This is a genomic window from Bradyrhizobium sp. UNPA324 (assembly GCF_006658635.1).
Classification (GTDB): Bacteria; Pseudomonadota; Alphaproteobacteria; order Rhizobiales; family Xanthobacteraceae; genus Bradyrhizobium; species Bradyrhizobium nanningense.
This window is the reverse complement of record NZ_LFJD01000004.1, coordinates 2,661,670-2,687,781: the sequence shown is the minus strand read 5'-3', so window position 1 is coordinate 2,687,781 and position 26,112 is coordinate 2,661,670. Positions and strand designations below refer to the sequence as shown.

Sequence of the window (26,112 nt, the reverse complement as noted above, 5' to 3'; positions counted from 1 at the left end):
GGAGGTGTTGTAGGGTGGATTAGCCTCGCGGCTGCGCAAAGCGCAGTCCGCCAGGCGTAATCCACCATCTCGCCGCGACGACGGTGCTCGTTGAGCCAAGAGGGTGGATTACGCTGCGCTAATCCACCCTACGAAACCTGCGTGTTCCGCGCCTTCCGTGCCAACTGCACCATCTCCATCAGCATCGCCTCCCCGGCATCCACCAGCTCCTCCAGCGTGATCCGGGCTGCGCCCTTGCGGCGCACGGCGCCGCTGCGCGCAAGCAGGGGGATGTGGATGAACGCGGCAAGCTGCGGACCACCTGCCTTTACGTTCTCGATCGCGCGCCAGCTCAAATAGTTGCAGAGATAGGCGCCGGCATCGCGCGAGGATCGTGCATCGATGCCGGTGAGGCGCGCGGCGCGCAGCAGCCTTGCCGTATGCGGACCGAATGTCATGGCGTCGGCATGGCCGGCGATGCCGCGCTTGCTCGAGCGCGTGTTGGCGGCATCGGGCCAGAGCATGGTGACGGCGTTGCGCGCGCGGGTCTCGATGCGCAGGTAAGGCGTGCGCGCAGCGAGGCCGAACATCAAGAGCGCATCCGGCTTCACCTTCGCGAGCACATCAGGCAATTGGCGGTCGACCGCGGCATAGGTGACCGGGAAGATGTGGCTGGAGACCGCGACATCATCGAGCGCCGGACGACGCAGTTGCGCGAGCCGCGCCACCAGCGGCTGGGTCGGATTATGAGGCGCGCCGGGAAACGGCCCGAAGCCGGTAATGAGAACGCGAAGCTTGTCGGACAATCGATGTGATCCTCTCGATCCTGTCGGGGACGCCGGCATCCAGTAAACACCGGGACCAGCCTTCTTCCAAGCTCGCGGGTCGTCAGATCTCCGATGTGTTATCGCGCCTGTGGCGCTCTCGATAGGTCCGCGTCTTTTCCCGGTTGCCGCACAAGGTGGATTGGCACCAGCGCCGCGTGCCGGGCTTCGAGCGATCGAAGAACACCCGCTGGCACTCGTCGGCGGCGCACATCTTCAGCCGCTCGAGCGTACCGGCCAAGGCCGCGTCGTACAATTCGGCGACGATCGCCGACAGGCCCGCTTGCGCATCGCTCATCACCGGCCGGAGTGCAAAACCATCCTTGCCGATGGCGGCGACATGCAGTGCAAAAGGCTTCATCGCAGCGTTGAGCGGGGCGATGACGGCTGGTTTGCGACGGCGCTCCGCCGGCTCGCATTTGAGGTAGTCGCGAATCGCGGCGCGCAGTCGCAAGGCCGCCTCGAAGGTCTTCTGCGATGGCGCAGCGGCACGTTCGGCCAGCCCACGCTGGCGCATCCATTCGTCGAGCGCGGCAAGATTTTGCAGCTCGTCCGTCTGCTGATGCTGGACGCCGCGATGGGTGAAGTGCCGCAAATCCAGCGTGTTGGCGAAATCGTAGAGATTCGCCAGCGCGTCCGGCACATGGAACTTGCGCGATTCCTTCGACATGGAACACCATTTAATATTTTTTACTGGTTGAAACAAGTGACCGGTATAGATCGTTTACTGGTGTGCAAGACAGGGAACGGAGTTTCATCATGTTGCACGTCAACCATCCCCCGATCTCGACCGAGGACGTCTCCTACCGGAAGTACATCGAAGTGCTGGATACCCAGATGGCCTACGTCGACGTCGGCACGGGCGACCCCATCGTGTTCCTGCACGGCGTTCCGACGCCGTCCTACCTCTGGCGCAATATCATTCCCCATCTCTTGCCCTATGGCCGCTGCCTTGCGCCCGACCTCGTCGGCATGGGCAATTCGGGCGCGGCGCCGAACGGCTCCTATCGCTTCGTCGATCACCAGCGCTACCTCGATGCCTGGTTCGATGCGCTGGGCCTGACCGAGAATGTCATCCTCGTCGTTCACGACTGGGGCGCGGCGCTCGGCTTTCACTGGGCCCGTCGCCACCCGGAGAGGGTGAAGGCAATCGTCTATATGGAAGCGATAGTCCGGCCGTTCCGCTCCTGGGACGAATGGCCCGACGCGACGCGCGCCTTCTTCCAGGGCCAACGGAGTCCGCAAGGCGAAGACCTGATCCTGCAGAAGAACCTGTTCATCGAATATCTCCTGCCGCTGCGCCATATCGCGCCGGACGCGCTCGAGGTTTATCGCCGCTATTTCCGCAATCCTGGTCCGAGCCGTCAGCCGATGCTGACCTGGACGCGCGAATTGCCGATTGAAGGCGAGCCCGCCGATGTGGTCGCGATCGTCGAAGCCTATGCGGATTGGATGTCGAAGAACCGGATTCCGAAACTGTTCATCGATGCCGAGCCGGCGGGCTTCCTGATCGGCGCCCAGCGCGAGTTCTGCAGAGCCTGGCCCAATCAAGAGACCGTCCTTGTGAAAGGGTCGCACTTCCTGCAGGAGGAGGCGCCTCAGGAGGTCGGCGAGGCGACCGCGCGCTTCGTCTCGAAGGTGCTGGCCGGCCAGATCAGTTAGGTAATCGCGAGATTGGGGCGGATCGCGAGCTCGGACTTTGCTTCACCTCTCCCCGCTGGGGAAAGGTGAAGCGGCCTCAATGCAGGAGCTTCACGATCTCCTCGGCAGCGAGTGCCGGTGTGAGGTGGCCGTCGGCCACCTCGGATTCGATCTTCTTCACCCTGGCGCGAACCGATGCCTCGCTGCGCAGCCGCGCCAGCATGCGCTGCTCAAGCATCGACCACATCCATTTCACCTGCTGTTCGCGCCGCCGCGCGGCAAAATCGCCGGCCGCATTCATCGCCTTGCGGTGATCGAGCACCTTCTGCCAGAGGTCGGCGATGCCGGTGCCGGCCAGCGCCGAATAGGTGACGACGGGCGGATGCCAGTGTTCGGATCGGGGACTGAGAATGTGCAGCGCGCCGCGATAGTCGGCGGCGGTGATGTTGGCGCGCTTGAGGTTGTCGCCGTCGGCCTTGTTGATGGCGATCATGTCGGCGAGCTCGACCAGGCCCTTCTTGATGCCCTGCAATTCGTCGCCGCCGCCGGGCAGCATCAGGGCGAGGAAGAAATCGGTCATGTCGCAGACCGCGGTCTCCGACTGGCCGATGCCGACGGTCTCGACCAGCACGACGCCGAAGCCGGCCGCCTCGCAGAGCAGCATCGCCTCGCGCGTTTTCGCCGCGACGCCGCCAAGTGTGCCCGAGGACGGCGACGGGCGGATGAAGGCATCATCCGAGGCCGACAGCCGCGCCATCCGCGTCTTGTCGCCGAGGATCGAGCCGCCGCTGCGCGCCGAGGACGGGTCGACCGCGAGCACCGCGACCTTGTGGCCCTGCGCGATGAGGTAGGTCCCGAGCGCGTCAATGGTGGTGGATTTGCCGACGCCGGGCGAGCCGGTGATGCCGACGCGGAACGCCTTGCCGGTGTCCGGCAGCAGCATCTGCACCAGCTCGCGCGCCAGCGCCTGATGGTCGGCGCGCCGGCTCTCCACCAGCGTGATGGCGCGTGCTAGCGCCGCGCGGCTGCCGGCGCGGAGCTCCTTGGCGAGAGCTTTGATGTCAAGCGGGGCTTTCTTCTCAGTCATGCCCTGCTTTACAACGCCGAGGCGAGGCAGGCGAGGGCTGCTCGCCTGGAATCACCTGCTTGTTGCCGCCGCGGCTTGCGGCTGTTTCACCTTGCGCCAGACCCAGACCATCACCGGCCACAGCAGCGCGCCGATTGCCATCGCCGCGAGGATGGCCGCGACCGGGCGTTCGAAGAACGGCAGGATACTGCCGTCGGACTTGATCAGCGAGGTCACGAAGGCCTGCTCGACCATGGTGCCCATGACGATGCCGAGCACCATGGCGGCGACGGGATAGCCGTTCGCCTCCATGACATAGCCGATCACGCCGAAGGCGGCGACGGTGACGACGCCGAACATGTTGTTGCCGATCGCGAACGAGCCGACCGCGCAGCACAGCATGATGATCGGCATCACGGTGGAGCGGGGCGCCAGCAGGATATAGGCAGCAATCCGGATCATGGCGATGCCGAGCGGGATCATCAGGATGTTCGCGATGATGAACATCAGGTAGATCGCGTACATGCTCGACGCCTTCTCGGTGAACAGCGTCGGGCCCGGGTTGAGGCCCTTCATGTAGAGCACGCCGATCGCGATCGCGGCGATAGTGTCGCCGGGGATGCCGAACAGCAGCGAGGGCACCCAACCCGAGGCGATGCTGGCATTGTTGCTGGCACCGGCCTCGACCAGGCCCTCGACATGGCCGGTGCCGAACTTTTCCGGCTCCTTGGAGAAGCGCTTCGACATCGCGTACGAGACCCAGGCGGCCATGTCCGCGCCGGCGCCCGGCAGCACGCCGATGATGATGCCGACGATGTTCCCGCGCGTCATCTGCCAGTGATACTGCTTCGTCAGCCTCCATTGGCCGGCCATGATGCTTCCGAATTTGCGCCGCGGCAGTGGCGGCGGCTCGGGCGTCAGCATTGCGCGCATCACCTGCGAGACCGCGAACACGCCGACCAGCGCCGGGATCGGCTCGATGCCGCCGAACAGATCGGTGATGCCGAAGGTGAAACGCGGGACGCCGCCGGGATTTTCGATGCCGATGCAGGAGACGAGCAAGCCGAGGAACATGCCGGCGATCGCCTTCACCGGCGAGGAGCGCGCCACCAACGTGGCGCACATCAGGCCGAGCAACGCCAGCCAGAAATATTCGAAGGTCGAGAACGACAGCGCGATCTCGGCGAGCGGCGGCGCCAGGATCATCAGCGACAGCACGCCGGCGATGCCGCCGACGGCGGAGAACCAGACGCCGGCACCGAGCGCGAGCTCGGCCTGGCCCTTGCGGGTCATGGCGTAGGCCTCGTCGGCATAGGCGGCGGAGGCGGGCGTGCCGGGAATGCGTAAGAGCGCGCCGGGGATGTCGCCCGAGAAGATCGCCATCGAGGACGCCGCGACGATGGTCGCGATCGCCGCGATCGGTGACAGATAGAAGGTGACAGGGACGAGCAGGGCGGTCGCCATCGTTGCCGACAGGCCCGGCAGCGAGCCGATCACGAGGCCGTACACGGAGGCCGCAAACATCGCGATGATGACCTCCCAGGTGGAGATCAGCGCGAAGGCTTCGAGGAGGGTTTTCAGCATGGGATTACCAGGGCGTCGGCAGCAGGCCGGCGGGCAGCGGCACGCGCAAGAGCTTGCCGAAGATGAGGTGAATGGCGAAGGGCGAGAGCGCCGCGAGCGGCAGGGCCAGCTTCCACTTGGCCCCTAACGCGGTCGAGGTGACGTAGACCATGATCGCCGCGGTGATGATGAAGCCGAGCCGGTCGGCTGCAAATACGTAGAACAGCAGCAGCGCCGGCGGTAGCAAGGCGCGCAGGCCATATAGCTTGCCTTGCGGCGGCGGGCTGACTGCCTGGCCGTGCTCTAGCGGGATCAGCTCTTCCTCCTCCTCGAAGGAGTGGCCAATCCCGAACACGATTGCGAGCCCGCATAGCGCGAGCCCCGTGCCGATCACGAGCGGAAACACGTTGGGGCCAACCGGCTGCCCCGGTACCGGCGGCAAGATCCAGCCGCCATAGGCAGCTGCCGCGCCGAGTGCGACGAGAAACGATCCCGTGACGGAGTCGGGAAGACGCATGGGAGAAGTCCTACAGAGGGTGTTCCCCCTCTCCCCGCGCGCGGGGAGAGGCAGAGGCGGCCTTCGGCCGCCGTTGTTGAAGAACGCCGATGCGCAGCATCGGCTTTGGTGAGGGGGTTCTCCGCGCGGAGGGTGAAAGTGGGACTCATGGAGAGTTCCCCTCACCCTGAACCCGTGCTTCGCGCGCATTCCAGCCTCTCTCCGCAGGCGGGGAGAGGCGATCAGAGCGTCGCAGCGACACGTCACGCCTTGCTGAGGCCTGCTGCCTTCATCGCTTCGCCCATCTGGGCGTCGCCCTTGTCCATGAAGCCTGCGAACTGGCCGGCATCGCCCCATACGGTGCCGAAGCCGCGGTTGCTCATGAAGTCCTTGAACTCGGCGGAGTCGTAGACCTTCTTCAGCGCCGCGGTGAGCTTGGTTGCGATCTCAGGCGGCAGATTCTTCGGTGCGCCGATGCCGCGCCAGGCGCCGGTCGCGTAGTCGATGCCGATCGCCTCCTTCAGCGTCGGCACGTCCTTGAAGACCGGATTGCGCGCCGGCGCCATGATGGCGAGGCTCTTGGCCTTGCCCGCCTCGATGATCGCGCGCGCCTCCGGCACCGAGCAGGTGGTGAGGTCGAGGCCGCCGGCGGCGAGATCCTGCATCGCGGGCGCAGCCCCGTTCGACGGCACCCAGGCGACCTGGTTGGCGGGCAGGCCCATCGCCTGCATCCAGCCGACCAGCGCCAGATGCCAGATGCCGCCTTGGCCGGTGCCCGAAGCCTTGAACTTGCCGGGAGGCGCCGCCTTGATCGCCTCCGCGAGCTCCTTGACCGTCTTGTAAGGCGAGGAGGAAGAGACCTGGACGCCCGGGGGGTCCTCGTTCATCAGGGCCAGCGGCGTGTAGCTCTTCGGCGTCAGCTCGGTGAGGCCCTGCCAGTGCATCATCGAGATTTCGACAGTGAGCATGCCGATGGTGTAGCCGTCGGGCTGCGCGGTCGCGATCGCGCTATGCCCGACTACACCGGAGCCGCCGGTACGGTTGACCACGTTGAAGGGCTGGCCGAGGTCCTTTTCCAGCAGCGCGGCGACAATGCGCGCCGTCGCATCGGTTCCGCCACCGGCGCCCCAGGGCACGATCACGGTGACCGGTCGGGCCGGGTAGGCCTGTGCGAGTGCGGGCTTGAACCCGATAGCGGCGGATGCCGCGACTGCGGCGGTCGAAGCCGCAAAGGTGCGGCGCGAAATCTTGGACATCAATGCCTCCCAGCGGCGCCCGTGACGTCGGGCGCTCTTGTCAATGACGACATTCTAGTCAGCTTTGCAGCGCCGCCGCAAGGTAGCGCTACCAAGGAGATCGACAGGGTGTGTGAAAACAGCATGCCCCATCGGATAGGCAGTCGGAAATCGGGTGGGTTTTGCCGGCACGCTGCGCCAACCTGCGCGCGTAACGAAAGCCAAAGGCAAGTAATCGATGACCCAAGCCTATTACAGCGCCGTGCTGGACCGACCACTGGACGAAGTCTGGTCGCTGATCCGCGATTTCAACAACTATCCCGCCTATATCGACGGCGTGAGCGAGAGCGTGATCGAAGACGACAAGCGCGGCGATGAAGTCGGCGCCATCAGGCGCTTCTGCTATCTCGGAAACTGGATCCGCCAGAGCCTGGTCGATCACTCGGACCAGCAGCACAGCCTAACCTATGCCGGTCTCGAAGCGTTGCAATATCCGCAAGATGATGGACGCCGGACGCCGGCGCCGACGCGCTACCAGGGCACCATGCATCTGCGCCCGATCGTCGAAGGCGATCGTACCCTCATCGAATGGTCGGTCGTCCTCGAGACCGAGCCTGCGGATGCCGATCGCTGGCAAGCCCTGTTTGCGTCCTGGATTCCGGATTGGACGGATTCGCTGGCGCGGACATTGGCGCGGCCCCATCCGAGATCTTAGCGATCGCTCACGGCTCCTCGGCGTCGCCCTTCGGACGCGCGCCGCCGAAGATGCGGGTGCCTTCCGCGGTCAGGTAAGGCTTCAGCGTCTCCCACGGCACGAACGCGACATACTCGCCCTCGGCGTAGGGACCGACGGCGTAGGGCGGATAATGGAAGGTGAGGCCGGAGCTCTTGCCTGCTTCAGTTGACGGTGCGAGCGTCACCGCGCCGACCTTGAGCAGGCTCGGCGCGACCCCATTGAACCATTCGTCGGTCGCGGTGTCGCCGGCGTCGCGCTTCTTTTTCTCCGCCTTGAGCGAGGCGATGATGGCCTTCACCGTCGCCTTCATGGTCGCCCCGTTGTCGGCGGTTTCGGTGAAGAACGGGCGGATCGAGATGCGCTTGTTGCCGGCCTTGTCCCACAGAATCGTGTTCACGTCCGAGTTGGGATGCGCGCCACGGGTGTTCATGTAGTCGTTGCGGAGGATGCTGACATAGCGGTCGGCGACCACTGAGCGGAGCTCATATTTGCGCTCGAAGTCCCAGCCGCCGTCCCTGAAGAACTGCGGGTCCGCTTTGCGCGCGGCCGCAGCTTCCGCCGCATTCTTGTCGAGCCATTTCTTGCCTTCGGAGAGGCAATCGGCCGCGAGCGCCGCATCCGCCTTGATCCTCTCGTCGAGGAGGACGCGGGCCTCGACGCTCTTGGTCTTGACGAGCGCGTCGGGCTTGGGATCGGCAGCGAGGACGGGGCCGAACAGTGCGCAGCAAAACGTCGCGACGGCGAACGCGCGCATGAACGTTGGCGCGAGAAACATCACGCAAAATCCTTCTTGTCGGAAGATCGGCGGCGCAGCTACTCCGCCGCCTCGCTATGCCCGAGCCGAGCATTCAGCTTGCGGATCAGTTCCTCGGCCGCCTCCGCGATCACCGTGCCCGGCGGGAAGATCGCTTCCGCCCCGGCGGCATAGAGCGCATCATAATCCTGTGGCGGCACCACGCCGCCGACGATGATCATGATGTCGTCGCGGCCCTGCTTCTTCAGCGCGGCCTTCAGCTCCGGCACTGCGGTGAGATGGGCGGCGGCGAGCGAGGAGACCCCGAGGATGTGCACGTCGTTCTCGACCGCCTGCCGGGCGGCTTCGTCGGCGGTCGCAAACAGCGGCCCGATGTCGACGTCGAAGCCGATATCGGCGAAGGCCGATGCGATCACCTTCTGGCCGCGGTCGTGGCCGTCCTGGCCGATCTTGGCGACCAGGATGCGCGGGCGGCGGCCTTCGGCTTCCTCGAAAGCGTCGATCAGCGCCTGAACCTTCTCGACCTGGTTGCCCATGCTGGACGCCTCCCGCTTGTAGACGCCGGTGATGGATTTGATTTCGGCGCGGTGGCGGCCGAACACCTTCTCCATCGCGTCGGAGATTTCGCCGACGGTCGCCTTGGCCCGCGCCGCGTCGATGGCGAGCGCCAGCAGATTGCCGTTGCCTTCGCCGGCCGAGCGCGTCAGCGCGGCCAGCGCGGCATCGACGTCCTTCTGGTTGCGCTCGGCTTTCAGCCGCGTCAGCTTGTCGATCTGCAAGCGCCGGACATTGGTGTTGTCGACCTTGAGGATGTCGATCGGGACCTCGTCGGTCGGTCTGTACTTGTTGACGCCGATCACGGCCTGCTTGCCGGCATCGATACGGGCCTGGGTCTTGGCCGAGGCCTCCTCGATGCGCAGTTTTGGCACGCCGGCCTCGATCGCCTTCGCCATGCCGCCGAGCTCCTCGACCTCCTGGATGTGGCCCCAGGCCTTGACCGCGAGATCGCGCGTGAGCCGCTCGACGTAGTACGAGCCGCCCCAGGGATCGATGATGCGGGTGGTGCCACTCTCCTGCTGCAGGAACAGCTGGGTGTTGCGGGCGATGCGCGCCGAGAAATCGGTCGGCAAGGCCAGCGCCTCGTCGAGCGCGTTGGTGTGCAGCGACTGGGTGTGGCCTTGCGTCGCCGCCATCGCCTCCACCGTCGTGCGCATCACGTTGTTGAAGACGTCCTGCGCGGTCAGCGACCAGCCAGAGGTCTGGCTGTGCGTGCGCAGCGACAGCGATCGCGGGTCTTTCGGATTGAACGGTTTCAGCAGCTTCGCCCAGAGCAGGCGCGCCGCGCGCAGCTTGGCGACCTCCATGAAGAAGTTCATGCCGATCGCCCAGAAGAACGACAGGCGCGGCGCGAAGCGGTCGACGTCGAGGCCGGCGGCAAGGCCGGCACGCAGATATTCGACGCCGTCCGCGAGCGTATAGGCGAGCTCGAGATCCTGCGTCGCGCCGGCCTCCTGCATGTGATAGCCTGAGATCGAGATCGAATTGTACTTCGGCATCTTTTGCGAGGTGTAGGCGAAGATGTCCGAGATGATCCGCATCGAGGGCGCCGGCGGATAGATGTAGGTGTTGCGCACCATGAACTCTTTCAGAATGTCGTTCTGAATGGTGCCCGAGAGCTTTTCCGGCGGCACGCCCTGTTCCTCGGCGGCCGCGACGTAGAGCGCGAGGATCGGCAGCACCGCCCCGTTCATGGTCATGGACACGCTCATCTGGTCGAGCGGAATGCCTGCGAACAGCGTGCGCATGTCGTAGATGGAATCGATGGCGACGCCGGCCATGCCGACATCGCCGCCGACGCGCGGATGGTCAGAGTCATAGCCGCGATGGGTGGCGAGATCGAAGGCGACCGACAGGCCTTTCTGCCCGGCCGCGAGGTTGCGGCGGTAGAACGCGTTGGAATCCTCCGCCGTGGAGAAGCCCGCATATTGCCTGATGGTCCAGGGCTGGTTGACATACATGGTCGGGTAGGGGCCGCGCAGGTACGGCGCGATGCCTGGCCAGGTCTCAAGGAAATCGAGCCCGGCGATATCTGCTTCTCCGTATGCTGACTTGACCGGAATGCCCTCCGGAGTCACCCACGGATCGACGGGAACAGAAGAGGCGACGGCCGAGCACCTTTCGAAAGCAACATTTGCAAAATTCGGGATACCGCTGATGGATGACATTTGAGTGCTCGCATTCGATTGGCAATTATCCGAAGGAAATCTTCGGGTCTTGGATCCAGTCGTAAGCGGCATTTAGCGTCGCCAAGGCGTCGCAACCGACGTGAATGAAGCTGCCGATGCCAGCCCGCCGAAACGCGGCCTCGAATTGAGAGGGAGGTCCCGCCAAATAGATGTGCCTAGCGCCGACTTGCTGAAGCGCTTGGGCAGAGATCTCGGCGCGCTCCGCATAGATCTTATCGCTGGAGCAAAGGCAGGCGAGTTCGGCACCAGAGCCCATGAATGCGAGGGCAAGCTCGGCTGGGTCGGTGACGCCTGCGCCGTCGATAGCCTCAATTCCTCCGGCTTCGAAGAAGCTCTTCGCGAAGGTCGCGCGGGGCGTAAAGTCGGTCGGTGTGCCCAGATTAGCAAGAAACACTCGCGGCCGCGCGCCGCCTAGCTTCAATATCGCATCGGACCTGTCGCGAAGCGATTCGAATGGTTCCGCAAGCCGCATCGGCGGCAGTGCATCGAATACGAATTTCTGGTCAACACTAGGCGGAAGAGCCATCGGTGTTACTTTCAGTACCGCCGCTGCGCCTTCGTCAAGGTTTGCGAACTCGCTCACCCCGGTCAGCGGGTCGCGGCGCTTCGCGAGATTGGCTTCGCGCGCCCTGCGCGTAGCTGTGATCTTCGCCTGAAACGTTCCCTGCTGGAGAGCGGCAAAGATGCCGCCGGCGTTTTCAATCTCTTGGAAACTTCTCCAGGCCGCCTCGCAAAGCTCCGTTGTCAGCGCTTCAATGCTGCCCGCGCCTGCGGCAGGATCGCTAACCTTGGCAAGATTGCTTTCCTCCAGCAGCACAAGCTGCGTATTGCGAGCCACGCGCCGGGCAAACGCGTCTGGAAGGCCCAGCGCCGACGTGTGCGGCAGCACTGTGATCGCATTGGCACCGGCTATTCCGGCAGAAACTGTCGCTATGGTAGCGCGCAAGATGTTTACGTAGGGATCGCGCCGGGTCAACATACGCCAAGAGCTATCGGCCGCAATGAACAGCGGCTTTGGCGCAAGACCGCACGCCGATTCGATGCGGGCCCAGAGGAGTCGCAACGCGCGGAATTTAGCCGTAGTCAAAAACTGGTCGGCGTCAGCAGAGAGTCGCGCATAGATCATGCTTCGCGCTTCGTCCAGCGGAATGCGCGCCGCCTCTAAAGCGTGCAGATATGCCACGCCGCAGGCAAGCACGAAGGTAAGCTCCTGCACTTCTGAGCCGCCAGCATCATGAACGATACGCCCATCGCTCACGGCAAAGGGCCCCCTGAACCCCAGCGTTACAAGCCCTTCGATCGAGCTGGCAACGGTCCGCACGATTTCGTCCCAAGTGTATGGACTGCGTCCGCGGAGGGCGCACGCGCCCAGCGGATCGAGCCCAAATCGAATGTCGCAGATGGCTGGATCGAGGCCGACCGACTTCACATATTCCGCGACATGGATCGCGGCCTTACGCCCGTGTGTACCAATCTGAAGTTCAATCCCAATGCCGGCATCAAGGTGGACGTCCTTTAATGCTTTGGCGACGGCGTCCGGCGTTTGATCGAGGCCGAACCCGCGGCTACAGTTGGCGCCGGCAAAGACGAGCGCCAGGCCCGTCGCTCCGTTCTCCAGATCCTGAAGGGCCTGCCTGTTGGCCGTCACCGCGTCCGGATGATCGATGCGCTGCATGATCTGCCAAGGCGCCGCGGGTGCCCGCCCCTCGACCGGCGCAATGTCTTTCGCACGGAGGTAAATCGGCTCGATTCTCAAGCCGTCGTACGTCTTTCCAATCAGCTTTTCGAACGGCGCTCCCTTTAGCACGCCGTCAACCAGCGTGCGCCAGTCCTCGCGTGAAGCAGGCGCAAAGCCGGATGCCAATGCGAACCGTTCGGTATTCATCGACTTAGTCCCAAGTGACGCCGAGCCGCCCAGCATCACTTTTATGTGTAAGTAAACGGAATTCCTGCAGACAAGCTGCCTATCTCAGGTCGCGATCTCTTGCAGTATTCAGGAAAACTCCAAAATCAGCGCGTCCACTGCGAGCGTTGCGCCGGCGCTAGCGTGGATCTTCTTCACGGTGCCGTCCTGCTCGGCGCGCAGCACGTTCTGCATCTTCATGGCTTCGACCACGGCGAGCGTCTCACCGGCCTTGACCTCCTGACCTTCGCTGACCGCGATCGAGACGACGAGGCCCGGCATCGGGCAGAGCAGCTTCTTGCCGCTGTCGGAGGCCGTCGTCACCGGCATCAGCCGCGCCGAGGTCGCCTCCGCTTCGGTCCAGACATAGACGGGCACCTCGACGCCCTGATGCGCGAGACGGATGCCGTTCGGAATCGGCCGCGCTTGCACGGCGACGAACTGCCCGTCGATGGTGCCCTGCCAGACCGGATCGCCGGGCTTCCATGCGGACTGCAACAGATGCGCATTGCCGGTCTTGCCCTCGGCATCGACGAAGCGGATCGCGATTGCATCGCCTTCGCGCGCGATATCGAGCAGGATCTCCTGGCGGTCGAGCCAGACCGCGCGGCGGCGCTCGCGCTGCACGACCCGGCCGCCGAGCTGTCCCGAGATTTGCCGCTTGCGCTCACCGAGCACGTGGTCGATGGCGGCGCCGACCGCGGCGATCCGCCGGGCGACCTCGCCTTCGGGCACCCGCACCGCAAAGCCCTTGGGGAATTCCTCGGCGATGAAGCCGGTCGAGAGCCGCCCCTCGCGCCAGCGCGGATGGTGCATCAGCGCCGACAGGAACGGGATGTTGTGACGGATGCCGTCGACATAGAACGAATCCAGCGCGGTGGCCTGAGCCTCGATTGCGGCCGCGCGCGACGGCGCGTGCGTCACCAGCTTGGCGATCATCGGATCGTAATGGATCGAGATCTCGCCGCCCTCCTGCACGCCGGTGTCGTTGCGAATGGTGATGCCGTCATGGCTCGCTTCCGCCGGCGGGCGATACTTCACCAGGCGCCCGATCGACGGCAGGAAGTTGCGGAAGGGATCTTCGGCGTAGAGGCGCGATTCCACCGCCCAGCCGGTGAGCGTGACGTCCTTCTGCGCGATGGCGAGCTTCTCGCCGGCAGCAACCCGGATCATCTGCTCGACGAGATCGGTGCCGGTGACGAGCTCGGTGACGGGATGCTCGACCTGGAGGCGCGTGTTCATCTCCAGGAAGTAGAAGCTCTTGTCCTGTCCTGCGACGAACTCGACGGTGCCGGCGGAATCGTAATTCACGGCCTTGGCCAGCGCGACCGCCTGCTCGCCCATCTTGCGGCGGGTGGCTTCGTCGAGCAGCGGCGACGGCGCCTCCTCGATGACCTTCTGGTTGCGGCGCTGGATCGAGCATTCGCGCTCGCCGAGATAGATCACGTTGCCGAGCTTGTCGCCCAGCACCTGGATCTCGATGTGGCGGGGATCGACGATGAACTTCTCGACGAAGACGCGATCGTCGCCGAACGAGGCCTTGGCCTCGGCCTTGGCGAGATTGAAGCCTTCGGCAACCTCGGCCTTGGAATGCGCGATGCGCATGCCCTTGCCGCCGCCGCCGGCGGAGGCCTTGATCATCACGGGGTAGCCGATCTCGTCGGCGATGCGGACCGCGTGCTTGTCGTCTTCGATGACGCCGAGATAGCCGGGCACGGTTGAGACCTTGGCCTTGGCGGCCGCCTTCTTGGACTCGATCTTGTCGCCCATCGCCGCAATCGCGCCCGGATTCGGACCGATGAAGACGATGCCCGCGGCCTCCAGCGCGCGCGGAAACGCCTCGCGCTCGGACAGGAAGCCGTAGCCGGGATGCACGGCCTCGGCGCCGGTCTTGCGGCAGGCCTCGACGATCTTCTCGATCACCAGATAGCTCTCGGCCGCGGCGGGCGGACCGATCAGCACGGCCTCATCGGCCATCTCGACATGGAGGGCGTCGCGGTCGGCCTCGGAATAGACCGCAACCGTCTGGATTCCCATCCGGCGGGCAGTCTTGATGACCCGGCAGGCGATTTCGCCGCGATTGGCGATCAGAATCTTTTTGAACACTGCGATCTCACAACGGCAAATTGTCGTGCTTCTTGGCCGGCGCTTCCACCTTCTTGTCCTTCAGCATCGCGAGCGCCCTTGCGATCCTCCGCCGCGTCGAATGCGGCATGATCACATCGTCGATGTAGCCGCGCTCCGCCGCGATGAACGGCGACAGGAAGCGGTCTTCGTATTCCTTGGTGCGGGCGGCGATCTTGTCGGGGTCGCCGATGTCACTGCGGAAGATGATCTCGACCGCGCCCTTGGCGCCCATCACCGCGATCTGGGCGGTCGGCCAGGCATAGTTCATGTCGGCGCCGATTTCCTTGGAGGCCATGACGTCGAAGGCGCCGCCATAGGCCTTGCGGGTGATGACCGTGACGAGCGGCACGGTGCACTGCGAATAGGCGAACAGCAGTTTCGCGCCGTGCTTGATCAGGCCGCCATATTCCTGCGCGGTGCCCGGCAGGAAGCCCGGTACGTCGACGAAAGTGACGATCGGGATGTTGAAGGCGTCGCAGAAGCGGACGAAGCGCGCGGCTTTCCGCGAGGCGTCACTGTCGAGCACGCCGGCCAGCACCATCGGCTGGTTGGCGACGAAGCCGACGGTGCGGCCCGCGATGCGGCCGAAGCCCGTGACGATGTTCTTGGCGAAGGCCTCCGAGATCTCGAAGAAATCGCCCTCGTCCACGACCTTCAGGATCAGCTCCTTCATGTCGTAGGGCTTGTTCGGATTGTCGGGGATCAGCGTGTCGAGGGAATCGTCGATGCGCTCGATCGAATCGAAGCTTGGCCATTCCGGCACGCCGTCGGTGTTGTTGGACGGCAGGAAGTCGATGAGCCGGCGCATCTGCAACAGCGTCTCGACGTCGTTCTCGAAGGCGCCGTCCGCGATCGAGGAGCGCGTCGCATGCACCGAAGCGCCACCGAGCTCCTCGGCGGTGACGACCTCGTTGGTGACGGTCTTCACCACGTCCGGGCCTGTGACGAACATGTAGCTGGTGTTCTTCACCATGAAGATGAAGTCGGTCATCGCCGGCGAATAGACGTCGCCGCCGGCGCAGGGGCCCATGATCACCGAGATCTGCGGGATCACGCCCGAGGCGAGCACGTTGCGGCGGAACACGTAGGAATAGCCGGCGAGCGCGGCGACGCCCTCCTGGATGCGGGCGCCGCCCGCGTCATAGAGGCCGATGATGGGCGCGCGCGCCTTCATCGCCATATCCTGGAGTTTTGTAATTTTCAGCGCGTGCGTTTCCGAGAGCGAGCCGCCGAACACCGTGAAGTCTTTGGCAAAGACAAAAGTCTTGCGGCCGTTGACGGTGCCCCAACCGGTGACGACGCCGTCGCCGGGGATCTTGTTCTTCTCCATGCCGAACTCAGTGGAGCGGTGCTCGACGAACATGTCGAACTCCTCGAACGATCCCTTGTCGAGCAGAAGCTCGATGCGCTCGCGCGCGGTCAGCTTGCCGCGGGCATGCTGTGCCTCGATGCGCTTTTCCCCGCCGCCCAGCCTGGCGCCGGCGCGACGGTCTTCAAGGGCTTCAATGGTCGAGATCACGGAATTCTCCTCGATGGCCCCGCCGTTACGGTACGCGGGCCCTTCTCCCGCGATACAACCGCAAGACCGACCTTGAGAAGGCTTGAACATGCACAACTGCGCATGTTACATTCTTGCAAATTGCAAATTGCGAAGTTGCAAATGACTGGAAAGCTATTTATTGGGCGACGGTTCCGCGAAGTGAGGGAGAGCAAGAAGCTCACTCAAAAGGCGTTCGCCGAACGGCTCGGAATTTCACTTAGCTATTTGAACCAGATCGAGAACAACCAGAGGCCGGTTTCGGCCTCTGTCCTGGTGCTTCTCGCCGAGCGCTTTCAGATCGACCTCAGTTCGCTGTCGGTCAATGACAACGACAGGGTCATGTCGATGCTGACGGAAGCGCTGGCCGATCCGATCTTTGCGCCCTACGCGCCGAACATGCAGGAGCTGAAACTCGTCGTTCAGAACGCGCCGGGTTTCGCGCAAGCGCTCCTCAACGCGCACCAGGCGTACCGGCGCAACAGCGAGCAGCTCGCCAGTCTGGACGGCCAGATAGTCAACTGGGCCGGCGAGCCGACCGCTTACGAAGAAGTCCGCGACTTCTTTCATCTGGTCGACAACTACGTCCACGAGCTCGATACCGCCGCCGAGGCGCTCGCCGAGCGCCTCGGCATTCCCGACAACAATACGACCACGGCGCTGGTCAACCACCTGGAGGCCCGACATGGCGTGCAGATCCGCCAGAGCGGACCGCACGAAAATTCGTTACGGCAATTCGATCGTGCATCCCGCACCTTGTGGCTGAGCCCCTACCTTCCCACGCCAACCCGAAACTTCCAGATCGCACTGCAAATCGCCGCCCTCGAGGAGGAGGAGCGCATTGGCCAGATTGCCGACCAAGCGGCTTTTCGATCCGCCGATGCGCGGAACGTCTGCGCGGCGGGATTGCGCAACTATTTCGCCGGCGCTCTCATTCTGCCCTATCAAAGATTCCTGCAATCCGCGCGAGACTTGCGCCACGATTTGGAGCTGATTGCCACGAGGTTCGGCGCGAGCCTGGAGCAGGTGGCCCATCGCTTGTCCACCTTGCAACGACCGGGCTCCAAGGGCGTGCCCGTGTTCTTCGCGCGGCTAGACCGCGCCGGAAACATCACCAAGCGACATAGCGCGGCAAAGCTGCAATTCGCACGTTACGGGGCGGCGTGCCCGCTCTGGAACGCTCATCAGGCGTTCGAGGCACCCAGCCAGATCATTCGGCAACTCGCCGAGACGCCGGACGGCGTCAGGTTTCTCTGCATTGCGACCGAACTTTCGAAAGGCCGCGGCGGCTTCGGCTCGCCGCGCCCGCGCTACGCCATCGCGCTCGGATGCGAAGTCTCCTACGCCAAGGATTTCGTCTATGCGGACGGGCTCGACCTCACCAACAAGGGCACCTACGAGCCGATCGGAATCTCCTGTCGAATCTGCGAGCGCACCAGCTGTCCCCAGCGCGCGATCCCTCCGCTCAAGAGCAGATTGAACATCGATCGAGACTGCAGGCACATACTGCCCTACCGGATTTCAAGCTAGTTGGGGAATGGTGAAGCGAAGCTCCTAAGATCTCTGCTCTTGCTAGGGATCCAGCTCCACTAAATGCGTTCGCCACGAGAGGTTAGCAGAGGCTGCGCAATTGCTGCCAGAGGGCGTTGCTCATTCTGCAATCATTGTGCACACAGCCGTGGCAACAGCCAAACGAGCCTTTTCGGCCATGCAGAATAGATTTGGCAGCGCCGCATAGATTGTCCGTTTTTCGATATAAGTCGTCATTTTATCGAAATTCTACATGCCCAGGCAGCGGTTAGCATTCGTTTCATCGAGATGTCATCACGCGAGATAACGCGGGGGGCCGGGCCTCGATGCCATAACGAACGCTTGCCCACGGGAGAAACCGACATGACGACGACAGCTTTAGATCGGATCGATATCAAGATCTTGAATGAACTGCAGCAGAACGCGAACTTGACGAACGTTGAGCTCGCTTCTCGCGTCAATCTCTCACCATCCCCCTGCCTCGCCCGAGTTCGCACCCTCGAAAAGCTGGGAGTCATTGACCGAAGAATCGCTGTGCTGGATCCAGCAGTTCTCGGCATCGGCGTCACTGCCTTCATACAGATCAAACTTGAAAAGCAGATTCAATTGTCCCTCGACAGTTTCACGCGCTCAATAGATCGCCTGGGTGAGGTGATGGAATGCTATCTCATGACGGGAGATAGCGATTATCTCCTTCGCGTCATGGTATCAGACATCGAGGCTCTTGAAGACCTCATCGTGAACAAGCTCTCACGGATCGCAGGTGTTTCCAGCATTCGCTCAAGCCTGGCGCTGAAGCGGATTTCCCATAAGACTGTGCTTCCTATCGACACAAACCGTCCCGTTCAGATCAAGTCGGGCAACCCTGCTTCTAGGCGCATCGAGAGACCCACCAAATCCCAATATGATGCTTCGCCTCAGGCTCGGCCCGACGGCGGAATGAACTTGGAGACTTCGCGGATCTTTGATCACGGCACGGCCGGCCTTTAGCCGCCAAAAAATATGCGATGTCAGAAGCGACCGTTGAGAGCGACTCCAATCACGGTGGCCATCGACACTCATTCTGATTCACGATGTAACCCAATGGCTTCAGAACAGATGACGATCAGTCCATTCGACAAGAACTTGGATAAAGTGAAAGCGAATTATGTACCGTTGACCCCGGTGAGCTTCCTACAGCGCAGCGCCCACGTCTATCCGAATCTCACTAGTGTCATCTACGAGAAACGGTGCTTCACGTGGAAGGAGACTTTCGAGCGTTGCAGGCGGTTTGCCTCCTTTCTGGATCAGTACGGCATCCGTCGCGGCGATACTGTCGCCGTGATGCTGCCAAACGTGCCGGCCATGGTGGAATCGCACTTTTCAATACCGATGATCGGAGCGATCATTCACGCCATAAATATTCGGCTTGACGCCGCCAGCATCGCGTTTCAGCTTGATCATGGCGGCGCCAAAGTCCTGCTGGTCGACCCAGAATTTGCAGACCTGATTAGGGAGGCGATCGCCCTTCTATCCGGACCGAAGCCACTGATCGTCGATGTCAGGGACAATCACTTCTCGAGCGCTGCAATCGGGGACATCGACTACGAAACTGCACTCGTACCCGGCGACCCCGCCTTCGCGTGGCATCATCCGAATGATGAGTGGGATGCAATTGCCCTCAGTTATACCTCTGGAACTACGGGTGATCCAAAGGGGGTCGTAACGCACTATCGCGGAGCCTATCTGAGCGCCGTTAGCACCATCCTCGCCGGCAATCTCGGCCAGCATCCGGTCTACCTCTGGACGCTGCCGATGTTTCACTGCAACGGCTGGTGCTTCCCCTGGACCCTGGCAGCAGCTGCCGGCATTAATGTCTGCCTGCGCAAGGTCGAGCCGACCAGGATTTTCGAGCTGATCAAGCAGCACGGCGTTACCCACACGTGCGGCGCGCCGATTGTCTACAATATGCTGATCAACGCGCCCGACGCGTTCGAGCGCAATGCGGCCCGCGGCGTCGTGGGCCTGATCGCCGGCGCTGCGCCTCCGGTTGCAGTGCTCGAAGGCGCTGAGAGCATCGGCATAAAGCTCACGCACGTCTACGGCCTAACCGAGGTCTACGGGCCCGCCTCCGTCTGCGCCGAGCAACCTGGTTGGGACGAGTTGCCCGCCGCCGAGCGCGCGAAGATGAAGAGCCGGCAGGGCGTGCCTTACCATCTGCAGGACGCCGTCACGGTCATGAATCCCGAGACGATGCAGGAAGTACCGCGTGACGGCGAGACGATCGGCGAAGTCATGTTCCGCGGCAACATGGTGATGAAAGGTTATTTGAAAAACGAGAAAGCCACCCGGAAGGCCTTCGAGAGCGGTTGGTTCCACACCGGCGATCTCGGCGTTCTGGATGAACATGGCTACGTCATCGTCAAAGACCGATCGAAGGACATCATCATCTCAGGGGGCGAGAACATATCATCGGTGGAGGTGGAAGACGTGCTCTACAAGCATCCGGCCGTGTTGTTTGCTGCCGTGGTGGCCAAGCCGGACGCGAAATGGGGCGAAGTCCCGTGTGCTTTTGTCGAGCTCAAGGACAATTCCGCTGTAACAGAACCCGAACTCATTGTTTTTTGCAAAAATCAGCTTTCAGGGTTCAAGGCACCGAAATCAGTAATTTTTGGCCCGCTTCCGAAAACCTCCACCGGAAAGATTCAGAAGTTCCTGTTACGTGAAACGGCTGGATCAGCGAAGGCAATAGCGGGCTAAAGCTGGGGCTTCGAACACAAACTTGGTCATTGAGCGCACCAAACGGACCGAGGGACACATGATGGCCTCGATTTCTGCCGCCCTGAAAGCATTCTCCGAAGGAGAGATTGTCGTCGTTGCGGACGATGATGATCGAGAAGGTGAAGGAGATCTCGTTGTCGCGGCGTCTCTTTGCTCAACTGAAAGGATGGCGTTTATTATCCGCCATACCTCTGGAATCGTCTGCGCACCCATCACGTTAGAGCAGGCGCGTCGTTTGAGACTAGATCCAATGGTCGTCCACAACGAGTCCAACCACACCACCGCTTTCACTGTCTCGATCGATTACAAGCCTGATGGCGGGACCGGAATCTCAGCTGAAGAACGCGCCTCCTGCTGCCGGGCGCTGGCCAACTGCAATGTCAGCGCAAGCGACTTTGCACGTCCTGGCCATATCTTCCCTCTTATATCGAAGGAGGGTGGCGTCCTGATGCGGTCGGGTCATACTGAAGCTGCGGTCGACCTGTGCCGGTTGACCAAACTGGCTCCAGTTGGAGTAATCAGTGAACTGATGAACGACGACGGGTCCGTGATGAAGGGCTCGCAAGTTCGAGATTTCGCCGCCAGGCACGCTTTCAAATACGTAACTATTGCTGACATCATTGGCTTCCGGCAGGCGCGTGAGAAGTTGGTTGAAAGGGTCTCAAGTGTGACCGCCGACAGCCCGATTGGTCCGCTGCAGGGATATTCGTATCGTACGCCGTTTGATCCGATCCATCACGTGGCATACGTGTATGGCGGGATCGGCGACGGCAAGAACGTACTGACCCGATTTTACAAGCCGAACATCATCCGGGACATGTTCTCGGGAGAGGCACAAGCAAAGATGAATGTTGTGCTGCAACGCTTCAAAGAGAACGGAAGTGGTGTGCTCGTCTATCTAAGAGACGGTGCGGCTGGTGTTCCACCGGCCCCCCTGCTCCCATCGTCCTCTTCGGAAGAGCACCGTGGCCGGCAGTGGCGCGAGATCGGCGTTGGGGCGCAAATATTGCGAGATCTTGGCATAGCCTCGATCCGCCATCTGACATCATCCACCCATCACTTCAAGGGGCTTGCGGGATTCGGCATCGAGATCATCAAAAACGAGCAACTCTGATAGAATTGAAGAAGGATGCATAAGGTAGCGCTTTCGCGGCGGCGCCGTTCCGCTCAAACCACGAGGGGACACGCAAAGTCGACGCTCTCAATGCAAGAGCAAAGACGTCAGTCACAACGGACGTCCGTGGACGGGATCGCGGTCATGAGAACGAACCGGGCGATCACCGATTTCCGGTCCTGTTCATGAGCGGAAATATTGTCGCGGGAGGACTTCGAGCCATCCACGACAGCCGGTCCCACTTTCAAAAGGCCAGCTTCTCTAACTGAGATGAGCCGCGGGCGTCTGTTCGCCTCGCTTAGCACGGTCGGAAAAATACCGCGCCGGCGATTTGCCAAGCGCTTTCTTGAACATCGTTATGAAAGCGCTGACGGAGTCGTAGCCGAGAACCTCGGATACAGCTTGCACTGAATCTCCCGCCGACAGCCGCTGAAGCGCGATGATGATGTGCAGTTGTTGGCGCCAACGACTGAACGTCATGCCGGTCTCGGCGACGACGAGGCGCATCAAGGTTCGCTCCCCTAGCGCCATCGCCTCGCCCCACTCTGCCACCGTACGGCGATCCGCCGGGTTTTCCATCAGCGCATCCGCAATCGCACGCAGCTTTGAATGACGCGTAACCGGAAGATGCAATCGCTCCGTCGGCATCTCGATGAGTTCGTTCAGCAGAACCGCGACTATATGAGCCGCCGGACCTTCCTGATCATAAAGAGGCGCCAGTGTCGCCAGACGGTGAATGACCTCATGCAGCAGAGGAGTGATCGACAGCGTGCAACACTCGTGCGGAACAGGTGCCGCGTTCATATCCACGTACAGGAAGTAAATGCTGGCATTGGCGGTCGCGCGGTTGCTGTGCGGCATGCCTCCAGGAATCCAGACGCCGCATCGCGGAGGCACCATCCAAAGCCCACTAGGGACCTCGCAAGTCACACCCCCCCGCTGGGCAAGAACCAACTGCCCTTTCCGATGTGTGTGGATCGGAACTTCGTCCTCTTTCTCCTGCGTATCTACCATGAGTGCGACGACCGGACGCTCGAGCGAGTCCGGATCCAGCTCACGAAAGTACTGAAGGAGAGAACCGCGCATTGTCATCTTTTAGCAATTTTTTGGTAAAGTAACGAAATTCCTGGAGGGCCGCAAGTTCTATCGTTCGGGTGCTTGTCAGACCTGGAATTAGAACGATGACCCGAACGCTCCTCTCCCGCATTTTCGGAGACGCCATTTTTCCCGGCAGCTTCGACCCCAGATGGGCGCTGTTTTCGGCCAATTCGTTCATCGCGGCGATGCTCGCAATCTACCTGGCGTTTCGTCTGGGCCTGCAGAGGCCCTACTGGGCGATGCTCACTGTCTATCTTACCGCCCAACCGCTCGCCGGCGCCGTCCGTTCGCGAGCCGTTTACCGCTTGCTCGGCACTCTGCTCGGCGCCAGCGCAGCCGTGGCGTTTGTCCCACTGCTGGTCAATCAGCCATCCTTGATGACACTCGCCATCACGAGCTGGGCCGCGTTCTGTCTGTACGTTTCCCTTCAGGATCGCACTCCTCGCAGTTACGCCTTTGTGCTGGCAGGATACACAGCCACAACCGTCGCGTTCTCGAGTGTAGCTGCTCCACATTTGGTGTTCGACGTCGCTCTGGCCCGCGTCGAGGAGATTGTGCTCGGCATCTGCTGCGCAACGGCTGTTCATACTCTGCTCTTTCCAAGCGACGTCACCAGTGCCCTTATCAAGTCGATTGATGCAGCGGTTCGTGATGCCTCCGCTTGGACAGCAGATGTCTTCCTCAAGCGCGCTCCGACCAAGAGCAACGCGGCACGCTGGCGGCTAGCTTCGGACGTTACGCAGTTCGAAATACAGTTGACCCACCTCCGTTTCGACACAGCAGCAGCGAAACCGCCGATCTGGGCGATTCGGGCCGTGCAGGACAACCTCGCGCTCGTCCTTCCAACGCTGACAGCGATCGAAGACAGGCTGGATGCACTGGGGGAGCGGCGTACACCGGAACTGGATCAGCTTCTCTCAAAGCTGGGCGAATGGGTGCGGGCCCCCGCTAAATCGCAGCACAGCGCAGACGACCTGATGCGCTTCTGCGCAGAATTCAAGGTCGCACCTCCTGCCATGCAAAACGAATGGGATACGTTTCTCGTATCCAGCTTGATCGCCAAATCAAGGGCGATGATCGAAACATTGGCCGTAATCCTGGAACTAAGTGAGGTCATCCAAGGATCCAAGCCTGCTTCCCGCCTAGCGACGGCATCTGCTTCCAAAATCCATCGTGCCAAGAGAACCCTCCATCGTGACCAGGGCCTCGCGGCGTTATCCGTCGCCGCTTTTTTTGCGGCAGTCCTTGGCTGCGCCGCGGTCTGGATCGCCACGGCATGGCCGGAAGGCGGCATCGCCGCGCAGATCGCCGCTATTGCTGCAGCGCTCTACAGCAGCCTCGACGATCCTGCACCCACGCTGATGTCCTACACACTCTGGACTGTGGCGTCGCTGCCGATCGCAGCCATCTACCTCTTTGTCATTTTCCCAGCAGTCGATGGGTTTCCGATGCTGGCGGCCTCGCTGGGTCCGCCGTTTCTCGTCATCGGCTATCTCCAGGCCAATCCGCGTCACATTGTCAAAGCGTTGGCTCTCGGGCTCGGTCTAATCGGGGCACTCGATCTGCAGAACAGATTCTTGGAGGACTTCGCTTCGTTCGCTAACGTCAATGCAGCGTCACTAATCGGTCTTATTGCGGCGTTCTTGGCAGTTCGCGCATTTCGTTCTGTGACCGCAAAGCATGCGGCCAAACGCCTGATCCGGCATGGCTGGGTCGATCTAGCAATCCTGGCCGGTGCCCACAGACCGATGAACCGAGAACGCTGGGTGGGCGTAATGCTCGACCGTCTCGGCCTGATCGTTCCGCGATTGGCGCTGTCCGGCACGGACGTAGAAACAGAAGCTGGCCGCTCGCTTGCCGCTCTACAGATGGGACTGGATCTGCTCGATCTGAAATCAAGCGTGGCGAACGCGAACGACCACGGGAGCGAGCATCTCGAAGGTCTTGTTGTCAAACTGTCGCACGCCTTCCGATGGTTTGCATCTGGGAATATCGAGCTCCCTCTCGAGGATGCGCAGGCATTGTGCGCAACCATTGATACCGAACTTCGCGAATACTGCAAATGGGACGCCGCAATCCAGCGAGCAAGACTAACCGCGCTGGTCGGCTTACGCCGCGCCCTGTTTCCAGATGCACCAGCTCCTACTGGTAACAGAGTTGCGTGATGAATGAAGAGATCAACGTCGCGGGCGTGTTCATACCGACCTTTGTCGTCGCCTGTATCTTCGCGCTCGGGCTAGGGATGGCACTGTCCGCAACACTCAACCGCTCTGTCTCATTCGAGATCAAGAGCTTCGCATGGCACCCGGCGCTATTCGATTTCGCAATCTTCGTGATTCTCGTCGACATTTGCTACACGCTACTTGGAAAGTTTCTTCCATGACTACCAAACGTTCGATCCCACGCATCGTTGTTACTGGTCTGGTCGTCGCAATTGCGGCGCCGATTGCCATCAACTTGTGGGACCACTACGAGGAGGCTCCCTGGACGCGTGACGGCCACGTCCGCGCCGACGTCGTCGCCGTGGCTTCGGACGTCTCCGGGCTGGTCGAAGAGGTTCTGATCAAGGACAATCAGGCGGTTCGCAAAGGTGACGTACTCATCCGGCTGGATCCACAGCGCTTCCGCCTGGCCGTCCAGCAGGCAGAAGCCGTGGTCGCAAGCCGCGAAGCCGCGCTTGAACGGACCTCGAATGACCGTACCCGTTATGAAAAGCTTAGCGACGGCGTTGTCTCTCAACAGCAACGCGAGACGGTCCGCGCGGCTGACCTCCAAGCGAAGGCTACCTACAATCAAGCGCTGGCGGATCTGGAAATCGCACATCTTAACCTGATCCGATCAGAAATCCGCGCGCCGGTTAGTGGTCGCGTAACGAACCTCGATCTCCGGCCGGGCGCTTATCTGCCGGCCGGACGAGGCATAATGGCGCTGATCGAAACCGATACGGTGCGTGCGGAAGGCTACTTCGAAGAAACAAAGCTCGCGCGCATCCATGTAGGCGATCCTGCCGACGTCATCCTGATGGGGGGCTCGACACTGAGAGGAGAGGTCGAGAGCATCGCCCGCGGAATTGAAGATCGCGAAAGGAGTTCCGGTGCGAGCATGCTGGCGAACATCAATCCGACCTTCTCGTGGGTTCGGCTCGCACAGCGAATTCCAGTACGGATCAAGCTCCATGTGAAAAATGATGCGGATGAACTGATCGTTGGGCGGACCGTCACAGTTTGGATCGATAGCGACAATAGCCCCAATCCAACAATTACGAAAATGCTCGGGTCACGCATCTTGCGTCTCTTGCGTTCAGCAGCGATACCGGAGCGCTCTTGAAGATGCGGCAGCATTCGACGCCCAACACTGAACTGCGAACTGGTCTCGCTGCCCGGTCAGCGCAATATCCGCAGCACGACAGGTCCTTGGCCAGTTGCATAGCCGCATCACATTCGGCAATTTAGGGGTGACGGTCGCGATTTCGGCACAAAATGCCGGGCGCATTATGAGAATAG

At 61.9% G+C, this 26,112-nt stretch carries 21 protein-coding genes; 9 read left to right on the top strand and 12 right to left on the bottom strand.

Translation table 11 applies throughout. The features are described 5' to 3' along the window. Positions 1 to 128 precede the first annotated feature (128 nt). Both UNPA324_RS13160 and UNPA324_RS13155 read right to left on the bottom strand, forming a co-directional pair. On the bottom strand, positions 129 to 785 hold the full coding sequence (locus tag UNPA324_RS13160; protein WP_141934841.1) for a pyroglutamyl-peptidase I: 657 nt from the start codon (positions 783 to 785) through the stop codon (positions 129 to 131). Positions 786 to 867: 82 nt separating this feature from the next. Continuing rightward, positions 868 to 1,473 carry a CGNR zinc finger domain-containing protein gene (locus UNPA324_RS13155; protein WP_141934840.1) on the bottom strand — a complete coding sequence of 202 codons (606 nt, stop codon included), beginning with the start codon at positions 1,471 to 1,473 and terminating at the stop codon, positions 868 to 870. 89 nt (positions 1,474 to 1,562) lie between these two features. On the opposite strand from UNPA324_RS13155, the gene UNPA324_RS13150 reads away from it, so the two are divergent. Then, positions 1,563 to 2,465, top strand: coding sequence for a haloalkane dehalogenase (locus UNPA324_RS13150; RefSeq protein ID WP_128917126.1), 903 nt, complete (start codon positions 1,563 to 1,565; stop codon positions 2,463 to 2,465). 76 nt (positions 2,466 to 2,541) lie between these two features. Here the strand turns inward: UNPA324_RS13150 and meaB are convergent, their stop codons facing one another. The 4 genes from meaB to UNPA324_RS13130 all read right to left on the bottom strand — a co-directional run bounded on the left by meaB (position 2,542) and on the right by UNPA324_RS13130 (position 6,825). After that, positions 2,542 to 3,531, bottom strand: coding sequence for a methylmalonyl Co-A mutase-associated GTPase MeaB (gene meaB, locus UNPA324_RS13145; protein ID WP_128917127.1), 990 nt, complete (start codon positions 3,529 to 3,531; stop codon positions 2,542 to 2,544). A 51-nt stretch (positions 3,532 to 3,582) separates the two neighbouring features. Next, complete coding sequence (locus UNPA324_RS13140; RefSeq protein WP_128917128.1) at positions 3,583 to 5,094, bottom strand: tripartite tricarboxylate transporter permease; 1,512 nt, start codon at positions 5,092 to 5,094, stop codon at positions 3,583 to 3,585. A 4-nt stretch (positions 5,095 to 5,098) separates the two neighbouring features. Then, positions 5,099 to 5,590, bottom strand: a complete 492-nt coding sequence (locus UNPA324_RS13135) for a tripartite tricarboxylate transporter TctB family protein (RefSeq protein ID WP_141934839.1) — start codon at positions 5,588 to 5,590, stop codon at positions 5,099 to 5,101. Between the two features lie 242 nt (positions 5,591 to 5,832). Further along, the gene (locus UNPA324_RS13130; protein ID WP_128917130.1) at positions 5,833 to 6,825 is read right to left on the bottom strand and encodes a tripartite tricarboxylate transporter substrate binding protein; all 993 of its coding nucleotides are present in this window, start codon (positions 6,823 to 6,825) and stop codon (positions 5,833 to 5,835) included. Positions 6,826 to 7,042: 217 nt separating this feature from the next. Between UNPA324_RS13130 and UNPA324_RS13125 the strand changes: the two genes are divergently transcribed. Next, complete coding sequence (locus UNPA324_RS13125) at positions 7,043 to 7,519, top strand: SRPBCC family protein (RefSeq protein WP_141934838.1); 477 nt, start codon at positions 7,043 to 7,045, stop codon at positions 7,517 to 7,519. A gap of 7 nt (positions 7,520 to 7,526) precedes the next feature. Here the strand turns inward: UNPA324_RS13125 and UNPA324_RS13120 are convergent, their stop codons facing one another. From UNPA324_RS13120 to UNPA324_RS13100, 5 genes are all read right to left on the bottom strand, one after another. Then, a complete protein-coding gene (locus UNPA324_RS13120; protein WP_141938852.1) occupies positions 7,527 to 8,294 on the bottom strand; it encodes an RsiV family protein in 768 nt (255 codons plus the stop codon). Positions 8,295 to 8,353: 59 nt separating this feature from the next. Further along, the gene (gene scpA / locus UNPA324_RS13115) at positions 8,354 to 10,510 is read right to left on the bottom strand and encodes a methylmalonyl-CoA mutase (protein ID WP_141938850.1); all 2,157 of its coding nucleotides are present in this window, start codon (positions 10,508 to 10,510) and stop codon (positions 8,354 to 8,356) included. 34 nt (positions 10,511 to 10,544) lie between these two features. Next, positions 10,545 to 12,425 (bottom strand): methylmalonyl-CoA mutase family protein, encoded by a 1,881-nt coding sequence (locus UNPA324_RS13110; RefSeq protein ID WP_141934837.1) that lies wholly within the window; start codon positions 12,423 to 12,425, stop codon positions 10,545 to 10,547. Between the two features lie 108 nt (positions 12,426 to 12,533). Further along, a complete protein-coding gene (locus UNPA324_RS13105; RefSeq protein ID WP_141934836.1) occupies positions 12,534 to 14,549 on the bottom strand; it encodes an acetyl-CoA carboxylase biotin carboxylase subunit in 2,016 nt (671 codons plus the stop codon). A 7-nt stretch (positions 14,550 to 14,556) separates the two neighbouring features. After that, entirely contained in the window at positions 14,557 to 16,086 is a 1,530-nt protein-coding gene (locus UNPA324_RS13100) for an acyl-CoA carboxylase subunit beta (RefSeq protein ID WP_430641872.1), read from the bottom strand. A gap of 144 nt (positions 16,087 to 16,230) precedes the next feature. Here UNPA324_RS13100 and UNPA324_RS13095 point away from each other — a divergent pair, with 144 nt between their 5' ends. From UNPA324_RS13095 to ribB, 4 genes are all read left to right on the top strand, one after another. Continuing rightward, complete coding sequence (locus tag UNPA324_RS13095; protein ID WP_128918448.1) at positions 16,231 to 17,637, top strand: helix-turn-helix domain-containing protein; 1,407 nt, start codon at positions 16,231 to 16,233, stop codon at positions 17,635 to 17,637. A 363-nt stretch (positions 17,638 to 18,000) separates the two neighbouring features. Beyond that, positions 18,001 to 18,627 (top strand): Lrp/AsnC family transcriptional regulator, encoded by a 627-nt coding sequence (locus UNPA324_RS13090; RefSeq protein WP_128918405.1) that lies wholly within the window; start codon positions 18,001 to 18,003, stop codon positions 18,625 to 18,627. Between the two features lie 93 nt (positions 18,628 to 18,720). After that, a complete protein-coding gene (locus tag UNPA324_RS13085) occupies positions 18,721 to 20,376 on the top strand; it encodes an acyl-CoA synthetase (protein WP_502705454.1) in 1,656 nt (551 codons plus the stop codon). Between the two features lie 58 nt (positions 20,377 to 20,434). Then, positions 20,435 to 21,511 (top strand): 3,4-dihydroxy-2-butanone-4-phosphate synthase, encoded by a 1,077-nt coding sequence (ribB, locus tag UNPA324_RS13080; protein ID WP_141934835.1) that lies wholly within the window; start codon positions 20,435 to 20,437, stop codon positions 21,509 to 21,511. A 261-nt stretch (positions 21,512 to 21,772) separates the two neighbouring features. Here ribB and UNPA324_RS13075 read toward each other — a convergent pair whose 3' ends face one another. After that, the gene (locus tag UNPA324_RS13075) at positions 21,773 to 22,597 is read right to left on the bottom strand and encodes an AraC family transcriptional regulator (protein WP_128918407.1); all 825 of its coding nucleotides are present in this window, start codon (positions 22,595 to 22,597) and stop codon (positions 21,773 to 21,775) included. A gap of 95 nt (positions 22,598 to 22,692) precedes the next feature. On the opposite strand from UNPA324_RS13075, the gene UNPA324_RS13070 reads away from it, so the two are divergent. Genes UNPA324_RS13070 through UNPA324_RS13060 form a run of 3 tightly spaced genes read left to right on the top strand, consistent with a single transcriptional unit; the run spans position 22,693 to position 25,936 of the window. Then, positions 22,693 to 24,774, top strand: coding sequence for an FUSC family protein (locus tag UNPA324_RS13070; protein WP_141934834.1), 2,082 nt, complete (start codon positions 22,693 to 22,695; stop codon positions 24,772 to 24,774). After that, complete coding sequence (locus UNPA324_RS13065; protein ID WP_128932633.1) at positions 24,774 to 24,992, top strand: DUF1656 domain-containing protein; 219 nt, start codon at positions 24,774 to 24,776, stop codon at positions 24,990 to 24,992. Before UNPA324_RS13070 ends, UNPA324_RS13065 begins: the two co-directional genes overlap by 1 nt. Beyond that, entirely contained in the window at positions 24,989 to 25,936 is a 948-nt protein-coding gene (locus UNPA324_RS13060) for an efflux RND transporter periplasmic adaptor subunit (RefSeq protein WP_128918410.1), read from the top strand. Before UNPA324_RS13065 ends, UNPA324_RS13060 begins: the two co-directional genes overlap by 4 nt. The last annotated feature ends 176 nt before the right edge of the window (positions 25,937 to 26,112 follow it).

What these genes read in the sequence shown, in the direction of transcription:
- UNPA324_RS13155 (WP_141934840.1), bottom strand. Translation starts at nt 1,473, where the DNA reads ATGTCGAAGGAATCGCGCAAGTTCCATGTGCCGGACGCGCTGGCGAAT.
- UNPA324_RS13150 (WP_128917126.1), top strand. Translation starts at nt 1,563, where the DNA reads ATGTTGCACGTCAACCATCCCCCGATCTCGACCGAGGACGTCTCCTAC.
- meaB (WP_128917127.1), bottom strand. Translation starts at nt 3,531, where the DNA reads ATGACTGAGAAGAAAGCCCCGCTTGACATCAAAGCTCTCGCCAAGGAG.
- UNPA324_RS13140 (WP_128917128.1), bottom strand. Translation starts at nt 5,094, where the DNA reads ATGCTGAAAACCCTCCTCGAAGCCTTCGCGCTGATCTCCACCTGGGAG.
- UNPA324_RS13135 (WP_141934839.1), bottom strand. Translation starts at nt 5,590, where the DNA reads ATGCGTCTTCCCGACTCCGTCACGGGATCGTTTCTCGTCGCACTCGGC.
- UNPA324_RS13130 (WP_128917130.1), bottom strand. Translation starts at nt 6,825, where the DNA reads ATGTCCAAGATTTCGCGCCGCACCTTTGCGGCTTCGACCGCCGCAGTC.
- UNPA324_RS13125 (WP_141934838.1), top strand. Translation starts at nt 7,043, where the DNA reads ATGACCCAAGCCTATTACAGCGCCGTGCTGGACCGACCACTGGACGAA.
- UNPA324_RS13120 (WP_141938852.1), bottom strand. Translation starts at nt 8,294, where the DNA reads ATGCGCGCGTTCGCCGTCGCGACGTTTTGCTGCGCACTGTTCGGCCCC.
- UNPA324_RS13110 (WP_141934837.1), bottom strand. Translation starts at nt 12,425, where the DNA reads ATGAATACCGAACGGTTCGCATTGGCATCCGGCTTTGCGCCTGCTTCA.
- UNPA324_RS13095 (WP_128918448.1), top strand. Translation starts at nt 16,231, where the DNA reads ATGACTGGAAAGCTATTTATTGGGCGACGGTTCCGCGAAGTGAGGGAG.
- UNPA324_RS13090 (WP_128918405.1), top strand. Translation starts at nt 18,001, where the DNA reads ATGACGACGACAGCTTTAGATCGGATCGATATCAAGATCTTGAATGAA.
- UNPA324_RS13085 (WP_502705454.1), top strand. Translation starts at nt 18,721, where the DNA reads ATGGCTTCAGAACAGATGACGATCAGTCCATTCGACAAGAACTTGGAT.
- ribB (WP_141934835.1), top strand. Translation starts at nt 20,435, where the DNA reads ATGATGGCCTCGATTTCTGCCGCCCTGAAAGCATTCTCCGAAGGAGAG.
- UNPA324_RS13075 (WP_128918407.1), bottom strand. Translation starts at nt 22,597, where the DNA reads ATGCGCGGTTCTCTCCTTCAGTACTTTCGTGAGCTGGATCCGGACTCG.
- UNPA324_RS13070 (WP_141934834.1), top strand. Translation starts at nt 22,693, where the DNA reads ATGACCCGAACGCTCCTCTCCCGCATTTTCGGAGACGCCATTTTTCCC.
- UNPA324_RS13065 (WP_128932633.1), top strand. Translation starts at nt 24,774, where the DNA reads ATGAATGAAGAGATCAACGTCGCGGGCGTGTTCATACCGACCTTTGTC.
- UNPA324_RS13060 (WP_128918410.1), top strand. Translation starts at nt 24,989, where the DNA reads ATGACTACCAAACGTTCGATCCCACGCATCGTTGTTACTGGTCTGGTC.